This window comes from Enterobacter sp. CPE_E863, assembly GCF_046521465.1.
Classification (GTDB): domain Bacteria; phylum Pseudomonadota; class Gammaproteobacteria; order Enterobacterales; family Enterobacteriaceae; genus Enterobacter; species Enterobacter adelaidei.
Genome location: NZ_JBKFZX010000001.1, coordinates 468,360 through 494,504, shown reverse-complemented (window position 1 = coordinate 494,504; position 26,145 = coordinate 468,360). Strand labels below are relative to the sequence as shown.

Below are 26,145 nucleotides of genomic sequence, written 5' to 3'. Positions count from 1 at the left end.
TCCCGGTGGGAGAGGGTTAGGGTTAGGGTTAGGGACTACTTAACTAACCTTTTCGTCATCGCAAGCAACGTGCGCACATCTTCCGGGCGCGTATCGCCGCTGGCTTTGTCGATAATCGAGCTGTAGATATGCGGGATGATTTTGCTCACGCCCGCGTCCAGGGCGATCTGCAGGATCTCTTCGTAATTTTCCAGATCGATACCGCCGGTTGGCTCCAGCCAGAAGTCGTGACGCGCGCAGGCTTCCGCCACCGCTTTGTACTCATCACGGCATTTCAGGCCACCCATCGGGAAATATTTAATGGAGCTACCGCCAAAATCTTTCAGCAGAGCAATTGCCGTTTCCACCGGAACGATACCGTCCGGTGCCGCGCTGCTCAGCGGACCGGTAGAGATTTTCACCATGCCGACGGTTCCGGTTGGAGAAACCAGACCGTTGACCACGGAGTCGTTTTGTCCCAACAGCGCGCGGCTGGTTGCTACGCCGGTAAAGACCTGGTTCACGTGCTGCGGCTGCACCTGGCGGGAAATTTCACTCACCATCGCCGACTGGTTCGGATCGCCCGCCCCCAGGCCAACGGACAGCGCGTTATCAATAAGCTGAGCGTATTCACGCATATCAGCAACGGCGCTTGCCACATCCGGGTAATTTTTGGAGAGCACGCCCACCAGCACATGACCTTCTGCCGCTTCGTAAATGGCGCTGGCATTGGCTTTAGAGCCCGCCAGCACGTTCAGGCAGACGCGATCACGGTAAAAGTTGGGGGTCAGTTTCATGCGTTTTTCTCCTGTCCTAATACTTCGCTAATGCGGCGGTAAACAATGTTTAGCTGGTCAGCATTCACGCTGCGCACGTCCGCTTCGATAATCCCTTCGTTGGCCTTGTAGCCACGGAAGTAAATGGCGTAGTCACCCTGCTTGAGTTTCGCTACCAAATCCCCGGTGCCGACGCCGGTTGTCGCTTCATCGAACTTAATTTCGGTGCGGGCGATATCGCGCCCGGCGCTGTCCCAGACCACGCGTGCCGTCACGCCGTTCAGGGTGTTGAGCGCCTCGATAAACGGCGTCATCTTCGCCACCATCTCTTCGCCGCTCTCTTTGGTTGCCGTGAGGTAATGTTCGATGGCGCAGGTCAGGCCCAGAATGCCCTCTTTGCCGACCTTCATCGCACGGCCAATGCCTGCCGTCTGGCGTTTCACCCATTCAACGTACTGGGTTTTGCCGATCACCAGACCACTGGTTGGCCCTTCAATCGCCTTCGCGCCGCTGTAAATGACCAGGTCTGCACCGGAACGGTAGTAAACGTGCAAATCTTCTTCCGCCGCCGCATCGACAATCAGCGGCAGGCCGTGCTTACGTGCCACAACCGCCGCCTGTTCTACGCTGAGCATACTTTTCTGCACACAGTGGTGAGATTTGATGTAGAGGATCGCTGCCGTGCGCGGGGTAATCGCCGCCGCCAGCTGATCGGCTGAGCATTCGTTGGCATAGCCCGCTTCCACCAGCTTACCGCCGCCCAGTGCGACCATCGTGCCTACCGGCGCGCCAAAGTTCACGTTATGGCCTTTCGGCAGCACGATCTCGTTGTTCTCAACGGGCGTGACGTGCAGGTTTTCCAGCAGCCAGTCGCTGTCTTTTACCAGCACTGCCGCCACGGACTGGGCAATCCCTGCTGACGCGCAGGAAACCACTGTCGCGCCTTCTACATCCAGCAGTTTCGCGATGTATTCACCGGTTTTGTTGACCAGATCCTTCATCTCGAAATAGTGATTCATGCCGTCCATCGCCGCCTGCACCACCTCCGGGCGCGGCGTGGAGACACCCAGCGCCGTCATGCGGCCAGAGGTGTTGATGACTTGCTTTAAGTGGTATTTCTCATAAATCGAAGGCATGTTCCGTGCTCCCTTGTTCTGTCATGTAGCCCTTGCCCGCGCGGATCGCGGCAAGCGGCACCAAAATGTGTTCAGCCTGCAGGCTGTCGTTTTCGGCATCGGTTAATACCGTTGGCTGGCGCTTAATGGTGAACAACGTCAGGTCGGCGTCGAGACCCGCCTGAATGCGGCCTTTACGCGCCAGGCGCAGGCCGTCGGCGGCGTTCGCGGTCACGCAGTCAATCACCTGCGGCAGCGACATACCGATGGCGAGGAATTTCGACATCACGCTCGCCAGCGACCCTACCGGGCCATTAATGCGGTTACGGCAGTAGATATCCGAGCTGATGGTGTGCGGCAGAATGCCCATTGCGATGGCGCGTTTTGCCACTTCAAAGCTAAAGCTCGCCGTGCCGTGGCCGACGTCCAGCCGCACGCCGCGTTTTAGCGCAGAAGTAATGGACGCTCGCAGTTCGCCGGACGGCGTCAGAATGCGGTTGGGTTTGCCGTTGTAGCAGTGGGTAATGATGTCGCCGGAACTCAGCAGTTCGGCAATTTCGTCGAGGTTCGGCGGGTTGTTGCCAATGTGAACCATCAGCGGCAGGTCGCCGTTCTCTTTCTGAATTTCTTTGGCGCGCTCCAGCGGCGTAATGCCGTTTTCACCCACCACGCTGCTGCTCATACGCGCTTTCAGGCCGACAATGAAATCCGGGTGGCGTTTTACCGCCTGCTTCACGGCATCTGCATCAATATTCGCCATGTTGGCCAGTTCGTTCTGGGCTATCAGCCCCACGCGGGAGATGTTCAGCAGGGCAAAGACGTCGGTTGAGGCTTTGCGGGTGATTTCGTAAAAATCGTCCACGTCATCCGCGCCGGTACTGCCTGCATCCACCACGGAGGTGACGCCAGTAGCAATACCTACGCTGTCTGGTTCGTCGTGATAAATCGGCGAGTTCGGGTAACAGTGAACGTGGGAGTCAATCCAGCCTGCGCTGACGAACACATCGCCGTTCAATTCAACCGTTTTACGGGCAGGGGCAGTAATCTCGCCCAACGCCGCGATTTTCCCGTCCTGAATGGCGATATCGGTCAGGGTATCGTCGGCAAGGCGCGCACGGCGCAGGAGTAAATCAAACATGAGGATCTCCTGATAAGACGGGCGCCGGAGCGCCCGTGGGTATTAAAGGGCGACCGGGAACAGCCAGCCCAAAATCATTGCGCCGAGGATGGCGCCACCGGTAATCGGTTTCTGCCAGATGTAGAACAGCAGCGCGCCCACCAGTGAACCGACACCGATAGGAATGGAGGCAGTCATGGCGCTGAGGATAATCAACGGCCCGAGGAAGCGACCGGAGGCGTTACCCGCGCCCATCATCACGTCCGCTCCGTAGGTGGAGTTGCTCTGGTTGATGGTGAACTTGCGCGCCAGGATGATGACGTAGCCAATCGCCAGACCAATCACCAGGCCGGTGATCAGCGCGGCAATGAAGTTGGTCACCGGGAACATGATGCCCGCGCCCAGCAGCAGCGCCGGGACACCGAGGCCCACGCCGGTCTGGATCGCCCCGCCGATATCGAGAATACCGACCAGCGAGCCTTCGATAATACGGGCGAACAGGAAGCTCGCACCGAATGCCGCCACCGCGCCGTACACGCCGGTATCAATCCCCGCTTTCAGCATCGCCACGAAGGCCACTTCGTTGAACGCGCCAATGCCGTAGAGGTAGTACATGTGCGTACCGGCGAACACGCCGGAGGAGAGCAGGCCAACGAAGATCGGGAACGACCAGTCGGCATACCAAAAACCTTTATTCTGTTCCATTTAGAGGCTCCTGTTATTTACCGCTGAGCGAGTTGTGGATCATATCGAGCCAGTTCGGCACGGTCAGATGGAAGGATTCGATCATCTTCATGTCGAAGCCGCGGAAGAAACCGCTCAGCACGAAGAGCAGGACGATAGCCGCCATCATCACTTTGGTGACGTGGTTCCAGCCGCTCTCTTCGACGCCTTTACCGATCAGGATCCCCAGTACCAGGCCCGGTACGGCGTTCCCCATAATCAGTTGCGCCGCGCCGCCGAAAATGGTGGCCCAGAAGCCCGACTTTTTGCCCGCGTCGATGGCCGCCAGCCAGAAGATCACCGGCATCACGGTATTCACCAGCAGGTTTGCCGCCGGTACCAGTACCTTCACGGCGGTGACCTGCAGTGCGGCCGGAACAGACGAGGCAGTCAAGTTAAGGAAGGTGACGACAATCATGCCGATGATGCCGCAGGCAATCGCCATTTTGCGGGGATCATGCAGCGTTTCGCCGACGTTGCGGTTTTTGATCATCAGTGCAGCAGCACCCCAGTTCGGGATGATGCGGTGGTCTACGTCCTGTGTGAAGGCACCTGCGGCCACGGAAGAGGCCCAGGCGTTAAAGAAGAAGCCTAACCCAAAGGAGAAGTGAGAAGCCGGATCCCCTTCGCAGGAGTTCAGTTCTCCCAACGTACGAAACGCGCCCATACCCTGTGTGGTAGGCGCATGAAACATGCGTGCAGCCCCGGCTCCGACACCGACGCCTACCAGGCCGCCAATGATGAGCGATTTTATTAATATAATTAAGAACATCAGTCTGCCCTTTTATGAATAATCAGCGTTGCGTGACGAAATCCACCCGATCGAGATTGATGGCGGTCACGTTGACGGTCACATCCAGCTCCACGCTGTAGGTCCGTCTTTCCCGGCGCAAAAAGAAGAACAGAAACGCTTCTTTACGCACCGCTTCTTGCGCCTGAACGACCTGCACATCCTGTGGCTCAATACGCAGTAAGATATGCGGTGACGCTTTCATCACCGCGGCCTGAACGTGGTTGAGCGCATCGGCAAAGGCGCGCGCTTTGGCGTCGCCTTTCCCCTTCACTCTCACCGTGGTCGTGAATTGTTCTTTCATGCTTATGCGCCGTATTTCTTCTGCCACGCCTGTACCAGACGCTCGCCCAGCTCTTCTTTATCCATAAAGCCAAAGCCCAGCACGTTGCAGCCTTCGTTGATAGCGGTCACGCCCTCTTCCACTGAACGCATACCGTATTTGGCCTTGTAGCCATATTTGGTTTGTGCAGTAATGGCACCCGCGCCGCCGCTGCCGCAGAAGGAGATGCCGAAGGTGGCGTTTTCCGCTTTCATGACGTCGCCCAGCTTCATGTCTGCCGCCATACCCGGTACGACAACCGCGCGTCCACCGGCTTTTTCCACACCTGCAGCCACTTTCTGACCTTTACCCAGGCGATCGCCAATCACGACTGTAATCTGTTCCATGTATTGCTCCTTAAAGGTTGTCTTTTGCGACTTCAAAGTGAACGGAGAGCAGCCAGGCTTCTTCATCAGGAAGATTGCCAAACTGCGCGACCACTTCACGGGCGAGCCGCATTGAATCCGGTGAAATTTCGTCAAACAGCTCCGCTTCAACCTCCGGCAGCGGCTCGCCGGTCACCGACCGGTGCGCCATTGCGCGAACGTGGGAGGTCAGCATCTGTTCCTGTACTGCGTTGGGGATGATGTTGTGCCGGGCCAGCAGGTCATAAACCTGCTGCAGCATGGTGTTAGCGAGCTGCTCTGTTTGCTTCGCCTGATCCCCAACGTCGTTCATTACCGCTCCGTTAATCACTCGTCTTACCCCGTTAATGGCTCTGGAATAAAACTAACGTTGGGTGGGAAATGTTTGTAGCGAGTTGTTTTCCACTTCGAAGTGGAAAGGCGAGCCGCAGCAGTGATCTGTGCCACATAAATGCGGTGAATAATGACAATTCGCTGGATTTACGTGATGAATATCACGCAATCCATTGGCAAAACGGCAAGGAAGAAAACGAAAACATCTGGCAAGGGAGTCGCAGAAATGTGACAGCAATAGGGTTTACTTATTACGACGCATAAAAAAAGCGAGGGCATTTCGCCCTCGCCTTGCTGTTGTGTCAGATGCAGTCTCTGTTAGCGGTATTTTTGGTGGTAGGTATTGCGGGTGGTCACGAACTGCTCGGCCGCCGCCTTCGCCTCTTTCACTTTACCTTCGTTCGCCAGCTTCAGCGCACCGTCAATCTGGCCGCTCAGGATATCAAAACCGTGGCGGTAATCTTTCATTTCCGCGCTGTCTGCCGCTTTGCTTTCCAGCTTCGGCGGTGTCGCTTTCTGGGCGTCCAGCGCCGCTTCACGCATTTTGGTCAGTGCGTCTTTCATTTCCGCCGCATTGTCGGTTTTCTGCACCACCTTCAGGTTTTGACCGAGGGTGCCCATGTCTTCTTCAAGATCGGCAGCAAACGCAGAAGAGCCAATAACCAGCGTTGAAGCCGCGACGATCGCTAACAGATGTTTACGCATTGCTCACTTCCTTTTTTATTATTAAAACGCCTTTACGGGTATTACTGGCCGGCGATTTTCATTTCCGGCAGAAGTACAGAACCACACTGTATATTGCTACGTGTTTCAATATCGTTACCGACCGTAACAATATTGCGCCACATATCTTTCAGGTTTCCGGCGATGGTAATTTCGCTTACCGGATACTGGATTTCGCCGTTTTCCACCCAGAAGCCCGCCGCACCGCGAGAGTAATCCCCGGTAATACCACTTACGCCCTGGCCCATCAGTTCGGTCACCACCAGACCGGTGCCCATCTCTTTGAGCATTTGCGCAAAGTTGAGGCCCTGTCCGGCGATACGCCAGTTATGGATACCGCCCGCGTGACCGGTGCTTTTCAGCCCCAGCTTGCGCGCGGAGTAGTTGGTCAACAGCCACTGGGTCAGCACGCCGTCTTTGACGATGTCGCGACGTTCCGTGCGCACGCCTTCGCTGTCGAACGGTGTGGAGGCCAGTCCTTTCAGCAGATGCGGGTGTTCTTCGATGGTCAGCCATTCCGGCAGGATCTGCTTGCCCAGTGAGTCGAGCAGGAAGGTTGATTTACGGTACACAGAGCCACCGGCAATGGCCCCGACCAGGTGACCAAACAGGCCGGTCGCCACTTCATTGGCAAAAATCACCGGGGCTTTCATGGTGGAGAGTTTGCGCGGTGACAGGCGTGACAGCGTGCGTTCGGCACACTCTTTACCCACCCACTCCGGAGACTGCAAATCACCGAGCGCACGGCCAATGGTGTAGGCGTAGTCACGCTCCATATCACCGTTCTCTTCGGCAATGACGCAGCTGGAGAGTGAATGACGGGTTGAGCAGTAGCCCTGCAACATGCCGTGGCTGTTGCCGAACACTTTGATACCGTAGTGGCTGTTGAAGCTGCCGCCTTCGGTATTGGTGATGCGTTTATCCGCCTGCAAAGAAGCCTGTTCGGCACGCGCCGCCAGCTCGATCGCCTCGTCCGGGGTGACTTCTGCCGGGTGGAAAAGATCGAGATCCGGGGCGTCAAACGCCAGCAGATCTTTATCAGCCACGCCGGCGTAAGGATCTGGGGAGGTATAACGGGCGATATCCAGCGCCGCCTGCACCGTACGAGCAATCGCATCCGGGCTGAGATCGGTCGATGACGCGCTGCCTTTGCGATTCTGGTGATACACCGTGATGCCAAGCGCGCCATCACTGTTGAATTCTACATTCTCCACTTCGCCATAGCGGGTGCTCACGCTAATGCCGGTGGTTTTGCTGACCGCCACTTCGGCGCCATCTGATTTACCTGAAGCGAGCGTCAGCGCGGTGGAGACGGCTTCTTCCAGAATCTTACGCTGCGCTTCAACTTGTGAGGTTACTTTCATCGCAAATGCCATACTGTAAGAGAGAGTTAACTGAAGTCTAACAGAGAACCGTTTTTCAGTGCGCGTCTTAACTGGTAACATTAGCCTCTTTTTTTAAGGAGCCTGACATGACTAAGCAGCCCGAAGACTGGCTCGACGACGTTCCCGGTGATGACATCGAAGACGAAGATGATGAGATCATCTGGGTCAGTAAAAGTGAAATTAAACGTGACGCCGAAGAGTTAAAACAGCTTGGCGCAGAAATGGTAGAACTGGGTAAAAACGCGCTGGATAAGATCCCGCTCGACCAGGATCTGCGTGATGCCATTGAACTGGCACAGAAAATCAAAAAAGAAGGCCGTCGTCGCCAGCTTCAGCTTATCGGTAAAATGCTGCGTCAGCGCGACGTTGATCCGATCCGCCAGGCGCTGGACAAGCTGAAAAACCGCCATAACCAGCAGGTTGCACTGTTCCATAAGCTGGAGCAGATCCGCGATCGTCTGATTGAACAGGGTGATGACGCGGTACCGGAAGTCTTAAATCTGTGGCCAGACGCCGACCGCCAGCAGTTGCGTTCATTGATCCGCAACGCGAAGAAAGAGAAAGAAGGGAATAAGCCGCCGAAGTCCGCGCGCCTGATTTTCCAGTATCTGCGCGAGCTGTCAGAGAACGAAGAGTAATCCCCTCTCCCCATAGGGGCGAGGGAGAAAAGAATGCAGGCCCGGTAAGCGCTAGCGCCACCGGGCTCTTTTTTACTCTGCGGCCTCGGCTTTCTTCGCCAGACCATCAAGCAGCTTCTGGTGGATGCCACCAAAACCGCCGTTGCTCATCACCAGAATGTGGTCGCCAGGCTGAGCGGCTTTCACCACCATATCCGCGAGCGCATCCACATCCGCACTCCAGTGCGCAGGCTGAATACAGGCATCAGCCACTTCCGCCACCTGCCACGGAATATGCTGCGGCTGCAGCAGGAAGACTTCATCGGCGCGGCCTAACGACGGCGCGAGATCGTCTTTGCAGATGCCCATTTTCATGGTGTTTGAGCGCGGCTCCAGCACCGCCAGAATACGGGCTGTGCCGCCGACCTTGCCACGCAGGGCGGCAAGCGTTGCCAGAATGGCCGTTGGGTGGTGTGCGAAATCGTCATACACCGTGACGCCATTGGCTTCACCACGCAGTTCCAGACGACGACGGGCGTTGATAAACGAACCCAGAGCATTGGCCGCATCCGCAGGCAGAACACCCACATGGCGTGCAGCAGCAATCGCCATCAGGCCGTTGTGCATGTTGTGCTCGCCCACCAGACCCCACTTCACCTCACCCACTTTTTCCCCGTCGAGCAGGACTTCCCACTCGGAGGCATCGGCGTTGAGTTTTTTCGCCTGCCAGTGGCCCTGCTCGCCCACCAGCTCCTGTTCGCTCCAGCAGCCCATCGCCATGGTCTGCTTCAGGTTGATGTCGTTTTCCGGCAGGATGATGCGTCCCTGGCCCGGAACGATGCGCACCAGGTGGTGGAACTGTTTCTGAATCGCTTTCAGATCGTCAAAAATATCCGCATGGTCGAACTCAAGGTTGTTGAGGATCAGCGTGCGCGGGCAGTAGTGAACAAACTTGGAACGCTTGTCGAAGAACGCGCAGTCATATTCGTCGGCCTCGATCACAAAGAACGGGCTGTCACCCAGGCGCGCAGAAACATCGAAATTACCCGGCACACCGCCAATCACGAAGCCCGGCTTGTAGCCACAGGCTTCAAGGATCCAGGTCGCCATACCGGCGGTCGTGGTTTTGCCGTGCGTTCCGGCAACAGCAACCACCCAGCGGTCACGCAGGACGAAATCATGCAGCCATTGTGGGCCGGACATGAACGGAATATTGCGTTCCAGCACCGCCTCAACACACGGGTTCCCACGCGTCATGGCGTTACCAATGATCACCAGATCCGGTTCAGGATCCAGCTGGCTGGCATCGTAGCCCTGAATCAAAGAGATGCCCTGTTTCTCCAGAAGTGTGCTCATTGGCGGATACACATTGGCGTCCGAACCTGTCACTTCATGGCCCAGCGAGCGCGCCAGCATTGCCAGTCCGCCCATGAAAGTGCCACAAATCCCCAATATATGAATGCGCATACGTCACTATCCCTCTTCAATGTGGCGCACATTTTACTCACATGTTAGCGGCTGTGAAATGCATTTCAGGTAAATCCGTATACTGCTGGCGCGATTCACCACTGCGCTACTATTTGAATATTTGTTAAGATTGTTGGGCTTTAGTCGTTTTAGTGAACATACAATCGCTCTACTCACAAAGATGCAGGGAAAGTGTTATGAAAACGTTAGGTGAATTTATTGTCGAAAAGCAGCACGAGTTTTCTCATGCTACGGGTGAACTCACTGCTTTGCTGTCGGCAATAAAGCTGGGCGCTAAGATCATCCATCGTGATATCAACAAGGCCGGTCTGGTCGATATCCTGGGTGCCAGCGGTGCCGAGAACGTTCAGGGCGAGGTTCAACAGAAACTCGATCTGTTCGCAAATGAAAAACTGAAAGCTGCACTGCGCGCGCGCGACATCGTGGCGGGTATCGCCTCCGAAGAAGAAGATGAAATTGTTGTTTTCGACGGGTGTGAACACGCTAAATACGTTGTTCTGATGGATCCGCTGGACGGCTCCTCTAACATCGACGTTAACGTTTCTGTCGGTACCATTTTCTCCATCTACCGCCGCGTCACGCCTGTTGGCACGCCGGTGACCGAAGAAGATTTCCTGCAGCCGGGCATTAATCAGGTTGCTGCCGGTTACGTCGTGTATGGCTCCTCCACCATGCTGGTGTATACCACCGGGTGTGGGGTTCACGCCTTTACGTACGATCCTTCACTGGGCGTTTTCTGTCTGAGCCAGGAACGTATGCGCTTCCCGGAGAAGGGCAACACCTACTCCATCAACGAAGGAAACTACATCCGATTCCCGAACGGCGTGAAGAAGTACATCAAATTCTGCCAGGAAGAAGATAAAGCCACTCAGCGCCCTTACACCTCCCGCTATATCGGCTCTCTGGTCGCGGATTTCCACCGTAACCTGCTGAAAGGCGGTATCTACCTCTACCCAAGCACTGCAAGCCACCCGGACGGGAAACTGCGCCTGCTGTACGAATGCAACCCGATGGCGTTCCTGGCCGAACAGGCTGGCGGCAAGGCGAGCGACGGTAAAGATCGTATTCTGGAAATCGTGCCAGAAAGCCTTCACCAGCGCCGTTCGTTCTTCGTCGGCAACAACCATATGGTTGAAGACGTTGAACGTTTTATTCGTGAGTATCCGGACGCGTAATACCTTTCCTCAGGGGAGCCCATCCGGCTCCCCTGGTCATTTATATATTTAACCGTATAAGTGTTTATAAAAAACACGCTTTAATATTCATCACTGCTCCTGCATTATTTCCATAACAGTTTGGCAAATATTTCGTGGAGCAAAATCGCAATGAAAAATTATTCCCGTGCTAATACCGGCATTGATTTAAATCTTATCCCGGTATTTATTGAAGTTGTCCGCTGCGGCAGCATGGCAAAAGCCTCTTTGCGCCTGGAGATGTCCCGTCCAGCGGTCAGTCTGGCGTTGAAGCGCTTTAATCAACTGTTTGATGAGCCGCTATTTTTCCGCAAAGGTTTATATCTTGAGCCGACGGAAAATGCGTTAGCCTTAACCAGCGCACTGGAAATGTTAGTGGGTAATATTCACGATAATATTGCTGAAGTAAATTCAGGGAAGAATAAAACCCCGGCACATCATGCACCGGGGCTGGATAATATTATGCTGCAGTCTGAGCCGACAGCTTGAATGATGACATGGCTTCCATCAGCTGGCGCGACTGCTCCTCAAGGGAGCGAGTCGCGGCGGAGGATTGCTGTACCAGCGCCGCATTCTGCTGCGCAGTCTCATCCATCTGATTCACCGCAATATTCACCTGCTCAATACCGCGACTCTGCTCCTGGGACGCAGTCGCAATTTCACGCATCAGTTTCGTCATGCGCAGCACTTCGGTTGCGATCTCATCCATGGTTTCGCCAGCCTGCTGGGCCAGTTCACTGCCCTCGCTGACGTGGGTCTGGGAATCACTGATAAGCGCTCGGATCTCTTTCGCTGCATCGGCACTGCGGCTGGCAAGGTTTCGCACTTCGCCCGCGACGACGGCAAACCCGCGTCCTTGCTCACCCGCGCGCGCCGCTTCCACGGAGGCGTTCAACGCGAGGATATTGGTCTGGAAGGCAATACCGTCGATAACACTGAGAATGTCCGCGATACGTGCCGAACTGCCGGAGATATCACGCATTTTTTCAATGACGTAGCAGACCATTTCGCTGCCGTGATCGGCCGTGTCTGACACCGATTTCGCCAGCTGGTGAGCCTGCTCGGCATTGTCGGCGTTGAGTTTCACCGTCGCGGTGATCTGTTCCATGCTGGCGGCGGTCTGCTCCAGCGACGTGGCGGTCGATTCCGTACGCTCAGCAAGATCCCTGTTCCCCGCCGTCAGCTCACGGCTGCCGGTATCAATTTGCGAGCTGGCATCACGTACCCGCAGAACCGAGTTCATCAGCGAATGGCGCATCTCTTCGATTGCCGCATTCAAGCGATTAAACTCCTGGCTTGCCGGTGGATTCAGCGTGTGGGTCAAATCGCCTGCTGCCACATTCTCCAGTTGAGCAATAGAGGTCGAGAGCGGTTTGAGCAACATGTGGCGCAGTACCAGCCAGGCCAGCACAATAATGCCCGCCGTCAGCAGAGCCGCCACCACGATCAGGATCAGTACCCGATTTTTGCTGGACTGCACGGCACTCACTTCCGCTTTGCCGCGCGCTTCACTCCATTTCTGGAAGGCCTGCATATCGTTATCAAACCGGGAGGCCACCGGAATCAGCTTGTTTTCCAGTAGGTCGTAATAGCTGTCCGCGCTCTGTTCGTTCAGCGCTTTCAGCATCGGGTTGATCCCCTGCTGGTTGTACGTCGCGAGGCTGGCCGCCACTTTATCAAGCAGTTGTTGGCCTTGCTCATCGGCCACGCCACCATCAATCACGCCTTTCAGCGTTTTCTGAGCCAGGGTGACTTCCTGATTGATATTTTTTACCGATTTGGCCGCATCATCCAGCATGCCGATTTCCATCATTCGGACGGCCTGACCCGCCTCATTGCGGGCGCGGAGGATCAGCGTATAGCCGGAATTAAGCTGCACCATCTGCTCACCCTGAAGGTGGTTGATGCGCTGTAGTGAAGAAGAACTCTGTGTGAGGGCATAAATGCCAATACCGCTGACAATCAGCAGCAGAAGGGTCATAACGGCCAGTAAAGAGAGCAAGCCGGTACGAATCGATAGCGTTTTAAGCATGATATTATTTCCGGTAGCGAGATATTTCTGGGCATAAAAAAAGAGTATCGGCCGCTACCGGAAAATGTTTAGACTTTAAGCAAATTCAGCGTGTTATCGCTCTGTTACTGATGTGTTTACGCGTGTAACCGTCGAGCTTTGACGATTCTCCCAGAGCACCGTCAGACCACGTTGCAGGGCGATAAAAATAAACAGCAAAATGCCGATGGCGATCTTGGTCCACCAGGAGCTGAGCGTGCCGTCAAAGTTAATGTAGGTTTGTATCAGGCCCTGGATTGCTACGCCAAACAGCGTTCCCAGCACCGTCCCCACGCCACCACTGAGCAGGGTTCCACCGATCACCACCGAGGCAATAGCATCCAGTTCCACCCCTACACCTGCCAGGGCATAACCCGCCTGGGTATAAACCGAGAAGACAATCCCCGCCAGCGTCGCCAGACCCGTTGAGAGCATATAGATGCGTATAGTTGTACTGCGGGTGGAGATCCCCATCAGGTTTGCCGACGTGGCGTTGCCGCCAATGGCGTAAACCTGATTGCCAAACCGAGTGCGATGCGCAAGGAAAATACCAATCACCACGACGCCGAGCATCAGTAACCCCATCGCGCTCAAACGACCACCGCCGGGTATTTTCCACGCCAGGCTGGAGAGCGTATCGTAAATCGGATGGTTAATCGGAATAGATTCTTCCGACACCAGATAACTCACGCCGCGAAGGAAGAACATCCCGGCGAGGGTAATAATAAAAGCCGGGATTTTCAGCGCATCGATCAGTAGCCCCATAAAGGCACCAAACGCGCACCCCATCACCTGCACCAGCGGGAAAGCCACCAGCGGTGAGATCCCCCAGAAACCGATCGCCTTCGCAAGAAACACGCCGGTGAATGCGATCACCGAACCAACGGAGAGATCGATCCCACCGGAAAGGATCACAAAGGTCATCCCGACGGCGATAATGCCTAAAAAAGCGTTATCGGTCAGGATATTGCAAATCACACGCGTGGAGGCAAACCCCGGGAACTGGGTCAGACAGTAGAGATAACCCAGCACAAACACGCCCAGCGTGATCATTAGCGGCAAATTACGTTTTATCATGGCCACGGATCCCCTTAATGATGCTGACAAAGCGCGGCGACTGGACGATCAGCACACAGAGCACGACCACCGCTTTCACCACCTGGTTGAGTTCCGGCTGGAACCCCGAAAGCAGGATCCCGGTGTTCATTCCCTGAATGATCAGCGCGCCAATCACCGAGAGCAGCAGGTTAAAGCGCCCGCCCATCAAAGACCCGCCGCCGATCACCACCGCGAGGATCGCGTCCAGCTCCAGCCAGAGTCCCGCGTTGTTGGCATCGGCCCCGCGAATATCCGCCGCGACGATGACCCCGGCGATGGCGGCGCAGACGCCGCTCAGCACGTAGGTCAGCATCACCATCAACCGGGTATTGACCCCGGCGTTGCGCGCGGCACGAATGTTGATCCCGACGGCCTCGATGAACATGCCCAGTGCCGTTTTGCGGGTAAAGAGCCAGAACACCACCAGCGTCACCAGGGCAATGATCACCGGAGTCGGGAAGAACAGCAGTTTTCCGCTGCCAAGCCACGCCAGGCCCGGAGAGTTAAAGGTGACGATCTGCCCGGATGTGATCAGCTGCGCCACACCGCGCCCGGCGACCATTAAAATCAGGGTGGCGACAAACGGCTGGATCTTGAGGACTGCCACCAGAATACCGTTCCACAGCCCGGCGAGTACGCCAGTGCCTAAGGCGGCAAGCAGCACCACCGGCAGACTGTGCCCGGCCACGGTCATTGAGGCTGCCGTAGCCCCGGCGATAGCCATCACCGCGCCGACGGAGAGGTCAATCCCGCCAGTGGCAATGACCAGCGTCATGCCAATCGCCAGCAGCGCCACCGGCGCCGCACGGTTCAAAATATCGATCGGGCTGCCAAACAGACGGCCATCCTGGACAATAATCTGGAAGAAATGCGGCGCGACAAGGCTGTCAACCAACAGTACCACCAGCAGTGCCGCGATTTGCGGTGTGCCGGTTGGCCAGTTGAAGCGGCGCTTTGACTCCCCTGTTTGCGAAAGCGAACGAGACATCACAATTCACTCCTTACGCCGCGATGGCATTCATGATCGCCGGAACGGACAGTTTATCCAGCGGGATCTCTGCCACCTGTTTACGATCGCGCATGATGATAACGCGATCGGCATACCCCACCAGTTCCTCCAGCTCAGACGAGATGACCAGCAGCGCCAGGCCGTCCGCACACAACGTTTCAATAAGCCGGATGATTTCAGCATGCGCGCCGACGTCAATCCCGCGCGTCGGTTCATCGAGGATCAGGAACTGGGGTTTGGTCAGCAGCCAGCGCGACAACAAGACCTTCTGCTGGTTACCCCCTGAAAGGAATTCAATAGGTTGTTCTGCGCTCGGGGTACGAATGCCAAGCTGGCGGATAAAGCGTTCCGCAATGGCGTTTTGCTCTTTGCGTGGGATTGGCCTCAGCCAGCCTCGCTGCGCCTGTAACGCCAGAATGATATTCTCCCGCACCGAGGCGGCGGCAATAATACCGTCCGTTTTTCTGTCTTCCGGACAGAAGCCAACGCCCAGACACGAGGCCTGATGCGGCGATCGCAGCGTTTGCGGTTTGCCTTTGATTAATGCGGTGCCACTGTCTGCTGGCTTAATTCCAAAGATGACTTCGGCGGTTTCTGTTCGTCCGGAGCCTAACAATCCGGCCAGACCGACAATTTCGCCAGGACGAACCTCCAGGTTAAACGGTGAAATAGTCCCTTTTTTGCCGAAATCACTGAAAGCCGCGACGGGTTTATCACTCAGCAACGTGCGACCGGCGCGCTGGAGCGCGTTGGTCTCCAGCTCGCGCCCGAGCATCATTTTGACCAGTTCAATCTGTGGTAATTCACGGGTTTCCCGACAGCCGACAAAACTGCCGTTACGCAGTACCGTAATGCGATCGCTCACTTCATACACTTGATCGAGGAAATGAGTCACGAAGATCAGGCTCACGCCCTGATCGCGCAGCTGGCGCATCAGGGTAAAGAGCATTTCCACTTCCTGGGTATCGAGACTGGCGGTGGGCTCATCGAGGATCAGTACTTTTGCGGAGAGATCGATAGCGCGACAAATCGCGACGATCTGCTGCATGGCAACGGAAAAGCGGTTCAGCGGCTCGCGAACGTCAAGAGAAAAGCCGTAGGATTCCATCAGCTTTGTCGCCCGCGCCTCCATCTCCTTGCGGCGCAGCAGGCCAAAGCGTCGTGGTTCACGGCCAATAAACAGATTATCCGCCACCGACATGTTCGGCAGCAGGTTCACTTCCTGATAGACCGTCCCGATCCCAAGCTGCTGGGCGTGAGCGGTATTTTTTGGCGAAATGGCATTGCCTTCCAGCCAGATAGTGCCGCGATCGGCATGATAGACGCCGGTCAGGGCTTTAATCAGCGTCGACTTCCCTGCTCCGTTCTCACCCAGCAGCGCCATAATCTCACCGCGCCGCAGGCTGAAATCAACGTTATCCAGCGCTTTTACGCCAGGAAAGTATTTACTCAAGCCCTCTGTGCGGAGGATTTCCTGATGTTGTTCCGAGTTCATATTTACGCCTCCGGCACAAATCGTAGGCCGGGTAAGCGTAGCGCTACCCGGCAATTACACTGGATCAGTAACCCATATTTTTCTTCTTCTCTAACTCTTCTTTTGCTGTGTCAGGAAGGTAGAGTGTGGATTTGGTGATGGTCAGTTTTTCAGGCATCGTGCCGTCTTTCTTGAATTTCTCCAGCGCATCAAATGCCGGACCCGCCATGTTCGGCGTGAGCTCCACGCTGGCATTCGCTTCGCCGTCCATCATCGCCTTGTAGATGTCTGGCACGCCGTCGATTGAGCCGGTGAGGATATCTTTGCCCGGCTTCAGACCCGCTTCTTTAATGGCCTGAATCGCACCGATCACCATGTCATCGTTGTGGGCGTAAACCATGCAGATGTTCTTGCCGTTGTTTTCAGCCTTGATAAAGCTCTCCATGACCTCTTTGCCTTTACTGCGCGTGAAGTCACCGGACTGAGAGCGGATAATCTTGATGTTTGGTGCTTTAGCGATAGCCTCAGCAAACCCTTTCTTACGGTCGATGGCCACGCTCGCGCCAACGGTGCCCTGCAACTCAACGACGTTACACGGCTTGCCATCCACCTGTTTCACCAGCCAGTCACCAATCAACTGTCCTTCAAGAATGTTGTTGGCCGTGACGGTGGTCATATAGAGCGATTTGTCTTTGACATCAATGGAACGATCGAGCAGGAAAACCGGGATCTCAGCGTCTTTCGCTTCCTTCAGGACAGGTTCCCAGCCCGTCGCGACGACAGGCGCAATAAAGATGGCATCAACGCCCTGGGCAATAAACGAACGCACGGCTTTGATTTGGTTTTCCTGCTTTTGCTGACCATCGGCAATTTTCAGGGTGATACCACGTTTCTGGGCCTCGCTTTTTGCAACGTTGGTTTCTGCTGCTCGCCAGCCGGATTCAGAGCCGACTTGCGAAAAACCTACGGTTAAAGGGGCGGCCATCGCCATAGACGACATGGCTGCCGAAACTGCTGTGACCAGGAGTAAGCGCTTCCACATATGAACGTCCTCGTAGGGGGATTATTGTTGGTGAAAAGATGTTCTGCGAAATGACTATAGCCAATGAAATATGTAACGAATTGCGTTACATCACACTTCGGGAAAGTGAATAAAACGTTAATCACAAGTTTGTAATCGCTTTCATTTCACCATGAAAAATGCAGCTGAGTTTATGGATTTTTCTGTCATGGAATCGGTCTGAAAAGTGGGGTTAGCGGTGAGAGAAGGCGAAAACAGGCGAAGACATTCAGCGCGAGTTGGCTATAATACCTGCCACTTGTTTACCATCCATTTTAAAGGACACCGACATGAGCTTACTCAACGTCCCAGCGGGTAAAGAACTGCCAGAAGATATCTACGTAGTAATCGAAATCCCGGCTAACGCAGATCCTATCAAATACGAAGTGGACAAAGAGAGCGGCGCCCTGTTCGTAGACCGTTTCATGTCTACCGCGATGTTCTATCCGTGCAACTACGGTTACATCAACCACACCCTGTCTCTGGACGGTGACCCGGTTGACGTACTGGTCCCAACGCCATACCCACTGGAGCCAGGCTCCGTCATTCGCTGCCGTCCAGTTGGCGTGCTGAAAATGACCGACGAATCCGGTGAAGATGCGAAGCTGGTTGCGGTACCGCACACCAAGCTGAGCAAAGAATACGATCACATCAAAGATGTGAACGACCTGCCAGAGCTGCTGAAAGCGCAGATCACTCACTTCTTCGAGCACTACAAAGACCTCGAAAAAGGCAAGTGGGTTAAAGTTGACGGCTGGGACAACGCAGAAGCGGCGAAAGCAGAAATCATCGCCTCTTTCGAACGCGCTGCTAAGAAGTAATTCTTACTGCTGATATTAAGGCCCCGCAAGTCGGGGCTTTTTTGTCTCTCTGAACTGTCACAAAAACGTCATAAAGAGATTTTGTCTCATAATATTAATTAGATATCGCTTTTTACCTGCCTTATCCCCACTTTTCTTCTTAAAGTCTCCCTGCCGACGGTCGATACCTCCCGTGATATGAGCGCAATCGCTTTTTCATATAACAGGAAATCATGAAACTCAACACACTCACAATTGGGCAGCGACTGGGCCTTTTGGCGTCACTTCTGCTGCTTGCAACACTTTTTATTGGTCTGCGTGGCCTGTTGATCAACAGCGACAGCCAGGCGCAGAACGAACAGATTATGGCGATGGAACAAACCATTACCAGCAGCATAGATACTGCACGCAATGCTCAGGTGCAATTCAAGATCCAGGTCCAGGAGTGGAAAAACACCCTGATTCGTGGCGCGCAGGGGCAAGAAGCATTCGATAAATACAAAAAGGCCTTTGTTGCAGAAAGTCAGAACACGCAGACACTGCTGACCCGGCTAAGTGAGCTTCTGCCGAAAATTGGCATGGATAATCAACAAGTGCTGGCAACGCGCGACATCCACGCCAGCCTCGAACAGAAATACCTGGCGGCACTGGCTACCTACCAGGTGGGAGATCCCACCAGCGCCCAGCGCGTGGACAAGCAGGTTACAGGGATTGACCGCGAGCCGACAAAAATGATCGACAACGTCGTGGCCCGTACATTGCAGCATGCCGAGACTATTCACCAGCAGACCATCGCCCGCAATCAGGAGCAGTATCAGAAGACAAAATGGATGCTGTTGCTGGCAATGGCCCTCACGCTGGCGGCCGGGATGCTAGTTACCTGGTGGCTGATTCGCAGCATTACTCTTCCGCTGGCACAAGCCGTCACGATAGCGCGTACCGTAGCCGCCGGTGATTTGCAGTCCCGCTTTACCGTGGCCGGTCGAGATGAAACGGCTGAGCTCATGCGCGCTCTGCAGGAGATGAATGAAAACCTCACGCGTATTGTCTCTGGAGTACGTAAGGGTACCGAAACCATCGCCACCGCATCAGCGCAGATTGCCAGCGGTAGTCATGAGCTTTCTTCCCGCAACGAAGCGCAGGCCAGTGCACTGGAACAGACTGCAGCATCCATGGAGGAGCTGACATCGGTCGTGAAAAGCAACGCAGAACATTCACGCACTGCCAGCGATCTTGCCCGTAATGCCCGTCAGGTAGCCCGCCAGGGCGAAGAGGCCGTTGAACGTGCGATGCACACCATGAGTGAAATTCATAATTTCTCCAGCGAGATCAACTCCATCATCAGCATGATCGACAGTATCGCCTTCCAGACCAATATCCTGGCACTTAACGCTGCTGTTGAAGCGGCGCGCGCGGGAACTGAAGGCCGCGGTTTTGCCGTCGTTGCAGCAGAAGTGCGCGCCCTGGCGCAACGTTCAGCCGCCGCCGCCAAAGATATCCGCGTTCTGATCGACCGCTCCGTTAACCGCATTGACGAGGGGAATGGCCAGGTGCAGCAAGCCGGCGCAGCGATGGCGGATATTCTGCACAGCGTCAGCAAGGTGAGTGAACTGATTGAGGCAATTTCTCATGCCAGCCACGAACAAAGTACCGGGATCGATCAGGTCAATGTGGCCGTCACGCATATGGATACGGCAACACAGCAAAATGCGACCTTGTCGCAAGAATCTTCCGCCGCGGCGCAGGCAATGCATCGCCAGGCGGAACAGCTTCTGGAATCGGTGCAGATATTCAAGCTGCGTCGGGAAGCCGTTTAGCCCACAAAAAACAACGCCACCTTTCGGTGGCGTTGTCGTTTTTCAGTACTGGTCTCTGTCTAACCAGTTACCGCTTACAATCCGCGTTAACCCTTCGACCGGACGCTGGTAGACATACATCCACGCGCTTCCGTACGGCGTCTGGATCAACTGGCGCGCGTATTCACCGCCCCTGGTGCGCAAGGCATCAAGTTCGGCAAGTGTCGCGTTATCAATACGATAAACTTCACCCTGTACTGTTCCTTCGCCGGGAACCGCGCCTGGATAGTGGCCCAGGCTGTACAACTGGTAGTTCTCGATATTGTAATTCCCCAGCAGCAGGGCATTGGTCATCCAGTGACTGTTGCCTTGCTTGGTTCGTAAACTGCCGTAGACAAATATTCGCATTGCTAAAACTCAAACTGATAGAGCAGATCAAGTGCCTGGTCTACGCCGGACACTGCTTCCAGATATAGCTTAGGCATCAGGCGATAGCGTAACGTGAGTGTTGCCAGTGAGTCAAAGATCCCCACACCATATTTTACCTGCAGACCCGGCAGTACATAGCCGCTGACCACCACCTGCGAAGAGTCACCCACGCCCTGGGTGTCCAGCGCCAGATTGCTTACGCCGAACGTCTCGCCGATTTTACCCACAACCTGCCCACTTTGTGCAACCCCCAGACCCACTAACATCGAGGTCATCGCCGCACTGTCGCTCTGACCGCTGTCCAGACCTTGTCCACGCAACAGGTAAGAAAGAGCTTCCTGTTGTGACATCGCCGGGTCAGAGAAGATTTCCGCCTTCGGTTCGTCGGCGGAACCGGTGACGCGTACACCCGCGATGACGTCGTTTTCCGTTGCCTCCGGGTTACGAATCGCTTCGATATTCAACAGAGGTTGATCCGGTGGACCGGAGAACAACAGTTCACCTTTACGCACAATTAAATCCTGACCATAGGCATGGAAACGCCCTTCAGGAATATTAATCTGCCCGTTCAGGCCCAACCCTTGTTTATCCTGCGCCACCTTCAGGTCACCCGTAAGCCTCGCCTTCAGCCCAAACGCATCCAACCGCACGTTATTCCCCACGTGCACGATAAGGTTACTATTAATCGGTATGCCAGCGCTCTTCTGTTCGACAGGTTTCAGATTTTCATTGAGCATAACTTCATCACTTGAAACACCCACCGCACTTTCAGGCACGTCGTGAACCACAATGCGTGCCCATGGCACATCGACGCGTCCGTCGAGCGTGAAGAGGCTTGGCGTGGCTTCAAAGACCACATCAGGTGAGACATCCAGGCGAACCATTGGCGGTACGGTGATACGCACTCGGCTGCCTTTTGCGGCAATACGGGCGCGCCAGTTATTGAGCTGACTCCAGTCTGCGTCGCCGCTCAGGTTGATCTGCCCTTGTTGAGTCAACACCGAGCCGCTAATCGTTGAACTCATGCCGTTGAAGTTCATCGAGATTTGGCTAGGCTGCATATCAAATGGCATGAAGTTGCCGTCGATATCCACACCGCTGAGCCGCATCTGACCGAACAGCTGCGGGCTTTGCGCGTTTCCAGCCAGACGCAAATTGGCATTCAGCATGCCTGCCGCTTTTTCCCCGCGGTCGAAAATCGGGTTCACCATCGCCAGGTTGAAGTTACGGATATTGACGTTGCCGCCAAGATTACGCCGTCCTTGCGGATCGGATATCTGCACTTGTCCATCAAACTGACCGTTGTTGGTCAGACGGATAAGCCATCCCAGCTCTGCACGGTTGTTATGCAGATCCGCACTCAGGTTCAGGGTGTCGAAGGCGACCGCCAGCGGCGCATCATTCACCTGTTGCGTCACCTTCACGTTACGACCCGAAAGCGTGACGCTACCCTGTGGCAGCCCTTCTTTAGTGGTGTCCCAGGCGACATCGGCCTTCCCGCTAAAGACGCCGTTAGCCTGCGTGGTGTCAGGCATAAACGGCTTCAGCATCGCCAGGTCAAAGCGGTTGAGGTTGATCTGCGCGCGCCCTTCCGCGCCTGCATCAATGGTCTGAGGTACGCACAGCTCAGCATTTGGGTTGGTCCAGCAGTGTGGTCCGATGCTGATCTTTTGTTCCGCGTTACGGTAGTCCAGCGCAATAGAGCGTGACAACGCCAACGGCCCGACCGGTGTGTTGAAGCGAGTGTTATCAAGCAGACCTTTCCAGCGTTCCTCTTTACGATCAAAGCTTCCTGTCAGGTGAAGCTGCCCGGAGACCGGCTCACCCTGCACACGCAGCTGAAGGTCGTGCTGCTTTTCGTTGCCTTTCGCTTCCAGCGTCACCAGATTAATGTTCACGTCCGGCTGAGCAATGCGCTCCACGCGCAGGTTCAGGTTACCGCCGATCTGATCGGTGGATTTCACATCCCCTTCAACGCGAACGCGGGCGACAGTCAGCTCCTGCCAGCGCAGGTTATTGGCCGTGATATCCGCCAGAAGTTGGGGGGCGTCTACCGTCCCGCGCACTTTCACTAACCCTTTCGCCGTGCCACCCAGGCCCGGCAGAGCATTATCCAGATTCGGCGCGTCGATAGTGGCATCCAGATTGAGATCTTTCACCCCCAGCTCGCCTTTGATATCCGCCGTGTTGCGGCCCAGCGCTACGTGCAAACCCGGGATCGTCCACTGCAGGTAGCTGTTACCTTTGACCGAGCCCTCAACGTTAACCTTGTTCTGCTTCACGTTCCCGGTGAGTTTGATTTCCGGCACGTCCATCTGCCACGTGCCGCCGTAAAGGCTGCCGCGGGTTTTGATCAGACCATCCAGTTTTGACGGCCAGTCCGGCACCTCTTTGGCGGTGTTAATACCCGTCAGCTTCAGCTCACCGCGCCAGCTGATCGCCTGCTGCCAGTCGAGCAGTGCGGTCAGCTCGGTTTTGCCTTCCAGTGCCGCAACGGTCAGTTTGTCGAGATTAACCTGCTGTTCATTGCCCTTCGCATCCAGCGTGATATTCGCGGGCGGCACGCCCTGCCCCTTCACTGCGGTACGGAACGAGAGCGTGTAATCGGTCATCTTGCCGCTCAGCTTCAGCTTCAGGTCATCGGCCTGGAACTGTTTTTCGCCGGTGAACGGCCAGTAAAGCTGTTTACTGACCATTTCAACATTGAGCGGTAAACCCGCTTCTGCCAATTGAGTTTGCGCCCGCAGAACCATATCTACCGGGCCGGAGAGATTTACCCCGACGTCCAGTTTGTCGCGTAGCGCACCGCCCACTTTGACCTTCACTTTTTCGCCTTTCAGCGGGTCAATACTCAGGGCGCTGTTGAGCGTGATGTCCACCGGCCAGTTGTCGCGCAGCAGGGCATTGCCAGAGGCATTCACCGAGCCCTGGTTGGTGTCGATATCCAGCGCGTCGAGCTTCATATTGCCGTCAATACTGCTGACTTTAAGCAGCATGTTATAGACCGTCAGATCGGTATCGCCGGTCAGGCGCAGCTGCTCACCTTTGAACTCCTCAATGTTGAGATTCAGCGGCAGATGAACATCGGTCATTTCCGGCAGGACGGGTTTCGAGAAGAGGTCTTTCAGCGTTTCACCCAGCGGCTTTTCTTCCGGCTGTGGGTTCTGGATCTTCGGCTCGACGATCTCTTCCTGCGCCACGTCGGCCACTTTCGGCAGCGCGATCAGTAATCCCTGCAGGGACGTCGGCGTCAGGGTGAGGTTTTTCTCCTGCCAGCGCAGGCCGGAGGTGAAATCCATCACGGATACGGTGGTGTCGTCGATTTTGATATTGGCGTTATCAAGCGCCACCCGATAGAGCGCGATCGGATACGGCGTGGAGAGATTCAGCGGGCCGCTGTCTTCTTCCTCGACCGGCGCAGACTTCGGCATTTTCTTTGAATCTATCGCCACGTTCACATCTTTTAGCGACAGTTCGTTGACGCACAGCTTACTGTCCCGCAGACAGCCCAGCTTCACCGCAAGGTGGAACTCCCCGGCGTTTACGGCCACACCAGGTTGCTCATAGCGAATGTTCTTCAGACGCAGATCGCGCCAGCCGCCCGTCACCTGACCAATTTCAAGTCCCGGCACCCAGCGGTTAGCGGCGTTAAACAGCAGGTGCAGCCCGGTCGTCGTTCCTACCAGAAACGCCACCGTACCGAGCAGCAGTACGATAAAAATCAGCACCCCGAGGCTTATCTTCTTCCATAAACTCATAATTCAGGCCCCAGACCGATGTAAAACTGTAAACCATGCTCTTCTTTGTCGCCCACCGGAACGGCGAAATCGAGCTTGATGGGCCCGACGGGTGACTGCCAGCGTACACCCACGCCCGCGCCGGTTTTGAAATCGCTGCGGCGGATGTCGCTCACCGCTTCGCCGCTGTCGACAAACATCGCCCCCCACCATTTACCGCTGACGTTGTACTGATACTCCAGCGAGCCGGTGGCCAGTTTCGACGCACCGATCAGCTTGCCGCTGTCATCTTTTGGCGCAATGGATTTGTATTTATAGCCGCGAATGCTGCGGTCACCACCGGCGAAGAAGCGCAGATCCGGCGGGACTTTGTCGAAGTCTCCGGTTTCAATCCAGCCGAGGTTGCCGCGCACCACAAAGCGGTGTTTGTCATACAACGTACGGATCCAGACGTTTTGTGCCTGAATCACCGAGAAGTCGACATCGGAACCCCACATGGTGTTGGAGTAATCAATGGAATAACGCTGGGAATCGCCCCAGTCAGGCATCAGACCACCGCGTGAGCGGGTACGGCTGATCATCACCCCCGGATAGAGCAACATCGTGGTGTTGGTGACGTTGGCCTGCGTAAAGTGGTCGAGACTCCAGCGCAGGTTAATGGCACGCTGCCAGCCGCTGGAGAGATCCCAGTAGCGTGACAGGGCAAGGGTGGTGGAATCTGACTTAGTATCGTTCAGGTCGGTGCGCTTAAAGCCCCCCTGAACCAGGTAATATTGCTCCAGCGGGTTTTTCAGCAAGGGCATTTTATAGCTGAAATCGAGCTGCTGTTCCGGGGCGGAGATACTCGCGCTGGTCGTCAGGCTGTGGCCGTACGAGTTCATCCACGGCTTTTTCCATGTGGCCTTCACGCGCGGACCGACATCCGTCGAATAACCCACACCGGTCTCAATGGTGTTCTCGATCCGTGGCGAGACGACGCCATGCAGTGGCAACACTTTGGTTTTGCGCGACTTATCAAATTCCGGCGCGACAACCACGGAGTTAAACCATCCGGTGGCTGAAAGGCGACGGTTCAGTTCCGCCAGATCGCTCGACTGGTAGTAATCCCCTTTTTTGAAGGGCACGAGATTTTGCAGATATTCTTCACGGATTTGCGATCCTTCGAAGGTTACATCGCCAAAACGATAGCGCTCCCCACTGTCGTAATCGATATCCCAGAAGGCCTGATGTCTGTCCAGCGCAATGCCAAGCTGACTTTTGTTGAACTGGCTGTCAAAGTAGCCCTTCCGAAGGGAAACGCTCGTCAGCTCTTTTTTGAAATGGTCGTAATCACCGTGATTAAGTACCGTGCCGATTTTCGGCCGCGTACCGAGCAGATCCAGATAATCCCGGTCTGTGCGCGCTCCACCGCGCAGGATGACGTTTGTGCCGCCAATCAGTACCGGCTCACCCGGCGAGACGCGGGCAATAAGCACCTGGCGCCCCTTCTTTGGCGGCGGGCGTAGGTCAAAATCAATGGTAGGTTCGTAATAACCCAGCGCTTTTAGCCCTTCGCGGATTGCGTCATCTACGCGCGCGCGAAAACGGCGGTCCGGCGTCACCTCATCACTCTGGATGGTCGACAACTGCGCACGCACGTTTTTTTCCAGCGCCCCGGACAACCCCTCAACCTGCAAACGAACGTTCGCCGCACTGGCAATCCCGCTTGTTAGTAGCAAACTGACCAAACATAACTGGCGGATTTTTATCACGTTTTCTCCTGAATA

Annotated in this window: 24 protein-coding genes; 5 read left to right on the top strand and 19 right to left on the bottom strand. The window is 55.4% G+C overall.

Annotated features, from left to right (window positions below; translation table 11 throughout):
• Window positions 1-35 precede the first annotated feature (35 nt).
• The 10 genes from dagF to pmbA form a co-directional block, all read right to left on the bottom strand.
• Window positions 36-776, bottom strand: a complete 741-nt coding sequence (gene dagF, locus ACLHV8_RS02385; protein WP_208594681.1) for a 2-dehydro-3-deoxy-phosphogluconate aldolase — start codon at window positions 774-776, stop codon at window positions 36-38.
• On the bottom strand, window positions 773-1,891 hold the full coding sequence (locus tag ACLHV8_RS02380) for a DgaE family pyridoxal phosphate-dependent ammonia lyase (RefSeq protein ID WP_049005185.1): 1,119 nt from the start codon (window positions 1,889-1,891) through the stop codon (window positions 773-775). Before ACLHV8_RS02380 ends, dagF begins: the two co-directional genes overlap by 4 nt.
• Window positions 1,875-3,008 carry an amidohydrolase/deacetylase family metallohydrolase gene (locus ACLHV8_RS02375; protein ID WP_129324123.1) on the bottom strand — a complete coding sequence of 378 codons (1,134 nt, stop codon included), beginning with the start codon at window positions 3,006-3,008 and terminating at the stop codon, window positions 1,875-1,877. Before ACLHV8_RS02375 ends, ACLHV8_RS02380 begins: the two co-directional genes overlap by 17 nt.
• Window positions 3,009-3,050: 42 nt before the next feature.
• A complete protein-coding gene (locus ACLHV8_RS02370) occupies window positions 3,051-3,692 on the bottom strand; it encodes a DUF4310 family protein (protein WP_015572508.1) in 642 nt (213 codons plus the stop codon).
• Between the two features lie 13 nt (window positions 3,693-3,705).
• A complete protein-coding gene (locus tag ACLHV8_RS02365) occupies window positions 3,706-4,482 on the bottom strand; it encodes a DUF4311 domain-containing protein (protein WP_006810337.1) in 777 nt (258 codons plus the stop codon).
• A 22-nt stretch (window positions 4,483-4,504) separates the two neighbouring features.
• Window positions 4,505-4,804, bottom strand: coding sequence for a DUF4312 family protein (locus ACLHV8_RS02360; protein ID WP_008501409.1), 300 nt, complete (start codon window positions 4,802-4,804; stop codon window positions 4,505-4,507).
• 2 nt (window positions 4,805-4,806) lie between these two features.
• Complete coding sequence (locus ACLHV8_RS02355) at window positions 4,807-5,169, bottom strand: SFCGS family glycine-rich protein (RefSeq protein ID WP_023293430.1); 363 nt, start codon at window positions 5,167-5,169, stop codon at window positions 4,807-4,809.
• 10 nt (window positions 5,170-5,179) lie between these two features.
• Window positions 5,180-5,518 (bottom strand): glycine dehydrogenase, encoded by a 339-nt coding sequence (locus ACLHV8_RS02350; RefSeq protein WP_028016486.1) that lies wholly within the window; start codon window positions 5,516-5,518, stop codon window positions 5,180-5,182.
• Between the two features lie 320 nt (window positions 5,519-5,838).
• Window positions 5,839-6,225 carry a cytochrome b562 gene (gene cybC, locus ACLHV8_RS02345; protein ID WP_208594680.1) on the bottom strand — a complete coding sequence of 129 codons (387 nt, stop codon included), beginning with the start codon at window positions 6,223-6,225 and terminating at the stop codon, window positions 5,839-5,841.
• 41 nt (window positions 6,226-6,266) lie between these two features.
• On the bottom strand, window positions 6,267-7,619 hold the full coding sequence (gene pmbA, locus ACLHV8_RS02340) for a metalloprotease PmbA (protein WP_032666755.1): 1,353 nt from the start codon (window positions 7,617-7,619) through the stop codon (window positions 6,267-6,269).
• 95 nt (window positions 7,620-7,714) lie between these two features.
• Here pmbA and yjgA point away from each other — a divergent pair, with 95 nt between their 5' ends.
• Window positions 7,715-8,266 (top strand): ribosome biogenesis factor YjgA, encoded by a 552-nt coding sequence (gene yjgA / locus ACLHV8_RS02335; protein WP_008501414.1) that lies wholly within the window; start codon window positions 7,715-7,717, stop codon window positions 8,264-8,266.
• A gap of 72 nt (window positions 8,267-8,338) precedes the next feature.
• On the opposite strand, the gene mpl is transcribed toward yjgA, so the two are convergent.
• Entirely contained in the window at window positions 8,339-9,712 is a 1,374-nt protein-coding gene (gene mpl / locus ACLHV8_RS02330) for a UDP-N-acetylmuramate:L-alanyl-gamma-D-glutamyl-meso-diaminopimelate ligase (protein ID WP_028016483.1), read from the bottom strand.
• A 197-nt stretch (window positions 9,713-9,909) separates the two neighbouring features.
• On the opposite strand from mpl, the gene fbp reads away from it, so the two are divergent.
• Together fbp and ACLHV8_RS02320 are read left to right on the top strand one after the other, a co-directional pair.
• Window positions 9,910-10,908, top strand: a complete 999-nt coding sequence (gene fbp, locus ACLHV8_RS02325; protein WP_049005180.1) for a class 1 fructose-bisphosphatase — start codon at window positions 9,910-9,912, stop codon at window positions 10,906-10,908.
• A 150-nt stretch (window positions 10,909-11,058) separates the two neighbouring features.
• On the top strand, window positions 11,059-11,415 hold the full coding sequence (locus ACLHV8_RS02320) for a LysR family transcriptional regulator (protein ID WP_049005179.1): 357 nt from the start codon (window positions 11,059-11,061) through the stop codon (window positions 11,413-11,415).
• Here the strand turns inward: ACLHV8_RS02320 and ACLHV8_RS02315 are convergent.
• The 5 genes from ACLHV8_RS02315 to ytfQ all read right to left on the bottom strand — a co-directional run bounded on the left by ACLHV8_RS02315 (window position 11,387) and on the right by ytfQ (window position 17,599).
• On the bottom strand, window positions 11,387-12,958 hold the full coding sequence (locus tag ACLHV8_RS02315; protein ID WP_028016480.1) for a methyl-accepting chemotaxis protein: 1,572 nt from the start codon (window positions 12,956-12,958) through the stop codon (window positions 11,387-11,389). The two genes, ACLHV8_RS02320 and ACLHV8_RS02315, sit on opposite strands and share 29 nt — an antisense overlap.
• A gap of 93 nt (window positions 12,959-13,051) precedes the next feature.
• Entirely contained in the window at window positions 13,052-14,053 is a 1,002-nt protein-coding gene (gene yjfF, locus ACLHV8_RS02310; RefSeq protein ID WP_208594679.1) for a galactofuranose ABC transporter, permease protein YjfF, read from the bottom strand.
• Complete coding sequence (gene ytfT / locus ACLHV8_RS02305; RefSeq protein WP_208594678.1) at window positions 14,040-15,065, bottom strand: galactofuranose ABC transporter, ATP-binding protein YtfT; 1,026 nt, start codon at window positions 15,063-15,065, stop codon at window positions 14,040-14,042. Before ytfT ends, yjfF begins: the two co-directional genes overlap by 14 nt.
• A gap of 10 nt (window positions 15,066-15,075) precedes the next feature.
• Window positions 15,076-16,578 carry a galactofuranose ABC transporter, ATP-binding protein YtfR gene (ytfR, locus tag ACLHV8_RS02300; RefSeq protein ID WP_049005177.1) on the bottom strand — a complete coding sequence of 501 codons (1,503 nt, stop codon included), beginning with the start codon at window positions 16,576-16,578 and terminating at the stop codon, window positions 15,076-15,078.
• A gap of 64 nt (window positions 16,579-16,642) precedes the next feature.
• Window positions 16,643-17,599, bottom strand: coding sequence for a galactofuranose ABC transporter substrate-binding protein YtfQ (gene ytfQ, locus ACLHV8_RS02295; protein ID WP_014068659.1), 957 nt, complete (start codon window positions 17,597-17,599; stop codon window positions 16,643-16,645).
• A 308-nt stretch (window positions 17,600-17,907) separates the two neighbouring features.
• Here ytfQ and ppa point away from each other — a divergent pair, with 308 nt between their 5' ends.
• The gene (ppa, locus tag ACLHV8_RS02290; protein WP_010427397.1) at window positions 17,908-18,438 is read left to right on the top strand and encodes an inorganic diphosphatase; all 531 of its coding nucleotides are present in this window, start codon (window positions 17,908-17,910) and stop codon (window positions 18,436-18,438) included.
• A 212-nt stretch (window positions 18,439-18,650) separates the two neighbouring features.
• The gene (locus ACLHV8_RS02285) at window positions 18,651-20,234 is read left to right on the top strand and encodes a methyl-accepting chemotaxis protein (protein WP_208594677.1); all 1,584 of its coding nucleotides are present in this window, start codon (window positions 18,651-18,653) and stop codon (window positions 20,232-20,234) included.
• Between the two features lie 42 nt (window positions 20,235-20,276).
• Here ACLHV8_RS02285 and ACLHV8_RS02280 read toward each other — a convergent pair whose 3' ends face one another.
• From ACLHV8_RS02280 to tamA, 3 genes are read right to left on the bottom strand one after another with little or no spacing between them, the layout of a single operon-like run.
• The gene (locus ACLHV8_RS02280) at window positions 20,277-20,621 is read right to left on the bottom strand and encodes a gamma-glutamylcyclotransferase (RefSeq protein WP_014830431.1); all 345 of its coding nucleotides are present in this window, start codon (window positions 20,619-20,621) and stop codon (window positions 20,277-20,279) included.
• A 2-nt stretch (window positions 20,622-20,623) separates the two neighbouring features.
• Window positions 20,624-24,400 (bottom strand): autotransporter assembly complex protein TamB, encoded by a 3,777-nt coding sequence (gene tamB / locus ACLHV8_RS02275; RefSeq protein WP_208594675.1) that lies wholly within the window; start codon window positions 24,398-24,400, stop codon window positions 20,624-20,626.
• A complete protein-coding gene (tamA, locus tag ACLHV8_RS02270) occupies window positions 24,397-26,130 on the bottom strand; it encodes an autotransporter assembly complex protein TamA (protein ID WP_208594674.1) in 1,734 nt (577 codons plus the stop codon). The genes tamB and tamA overlap by 4 nt, the downstream gene beginning before the upstream one ends.
• Between the last annotated feature and the right edge of the window lie 15 nt (window positions 26,131-26,145).

Excerpts from the sequence above, each read along its gene's own strand:
- dagF (WP_208594681.1), bottom strand. The coding sequence starts at position 776 with ATGAAACTGACCCCCAACTTTTACCGTGATCGCGTCTGCCTGAACGTG.
- ACLHV8_RS02380 (WP_049005185.1), bottom strand. The coding sequence starts at position 1,891 with ATGCCTTCGATTTATGAGAAATACCACTTAAAGCAAGTCATCAACACC.
- ACLHV8_RS02375 (WP_129324123.1), bottom strand. The coding sequence starts at position 3,008 with ATGTTTGATTTACTCCTGCGCCGTGCGCGCCTTGCCGACGATACCCTG.
- ACLHV8_RS02370 (WP_015572508.1), bottom strand. The coding sequence starts at position 3,692 with ATGGAACAGAATAAAGGTTTTTGGTATGCCGACTGGTCGTTCCCGATC.
- ACLHV8_RS02365 (WP_006810337.1), bottom strand. The coding sequence starts at position 4,482 with ATGTTCTTAATTATATTAATAAAATCGCTCATCATTGGCGGCCTGGTA.
- ACLHV8_RS02360 (WP_008501409.1), bottom strand. The coding sequence starts at position 4,804 with ATGAAAGAACAATTCACGACCACGGTGAGAGTGAAGGGGAAAGGCGAC.
- ACLHV8_RS02355 (WP_023293430.1), bottom strand. The coding sequence starts at position 5,169 with ATGGAACAGATTACAGTCGTGATTGGCGATCGCCTGGGTAAAGGTCAG.
- cybC (WP_208594680.1), bottom strand. The coding sequence starts at position 6,225 with ATGCGTAAACATCTGTTAGCGATCGTCGCGGCTTCAACGCTGGTTATT.
- pmbA (WP_032666755.1), bottom strand. The coding sequence starts at position 7,619 with ATGGCATTTGCGATGAAAGTAACCTCACAAGTTGAAGCGCAGCGTAAG.
- yjgA (WP_008501414.1), top strand. The coding sequence starts at position 7,715 with ATGACTAAGCAGCCCGAAGACTGGCTCGACGACGTTCCCGGTGATGAC.
- mpl (WP_028016483.1), bottom strand. The coding sequence starts at position 9,712 with ATGCGCATTCATATATTGGGGATTTGTGGCACTTTCATGGGCGGACTG.
- fbp (WP_049005180.1), top strand. The coding sequence starts at position 9,910 with ATGAAAACGTTAGGTGAATTTATTGTCGAAAAGCAGCACGAGTTTTCT.
- ACLHV8_RS02320 (WP_049005179.1), top strand. The coding sequence starts at position 11,059 with ATGAAAAATTATTCCCGTGCTAATACCGGCATTGATTTAAATCTTATC.
- ACLHV8_RS02315 (WP_028016480.1), bottom strand. The coding sequence starts at position 12,958 with ATGCTTAAAACGCTATCGATTCGTACCGGCTTGCTCTCTTTACTGGCC.
- yjfF (WP_208594679.1), bottom strand. The coding sequence starts at position 14,053 with ATGATAAAACGTAATTTGCCGCTAATGATCACGCTGGGCGTGTTTGTG.
- ytfR (WP_049005177.1), bottom strand. The coding sequence starts at position 16,578 with ATGAACTCGGAACAACATCAGGAAATCCTCCGCACAGAGGGCTTGAGT.
- ytfQ (WP_014068659.1), bottom strand. The coding sequence starts at position 17,599 with ATGTGGAAGCGCTTACTCCTGGTCACAGCAGTTTCGGCAGCCATGTCG.
- ppa (WP_010427397.1), top strand. The coding sequence starts at position 17,908 with ATGAGCTTACTCAACGTCCCAGCGGGTAAAGAACTGCCAGAAGATATC.
- ACLHV8_RS02285 (WP_208594677.1), top strand. The coding sequence starts at position 18,651 with ATGAAACTCAACACACTCACAATTGGGCAGCGACTGGGCCTTTTGGCG.
- ACLHV8_RS02280 (WP_014830431.1), bottom strand. The coding sequence starts at position 20,621 with ATGCGAATATTTGTCTACGGCAGTTTACGAACCAAGCAAGGCAACAGT.
- tamB (WP_208594675.1), bottom strand. The coding sequence starts at position 24,400 with ATGAGTTTATGGAAGAAGATAAGCCTCGGGGTGCTGATTTTTATCGTA.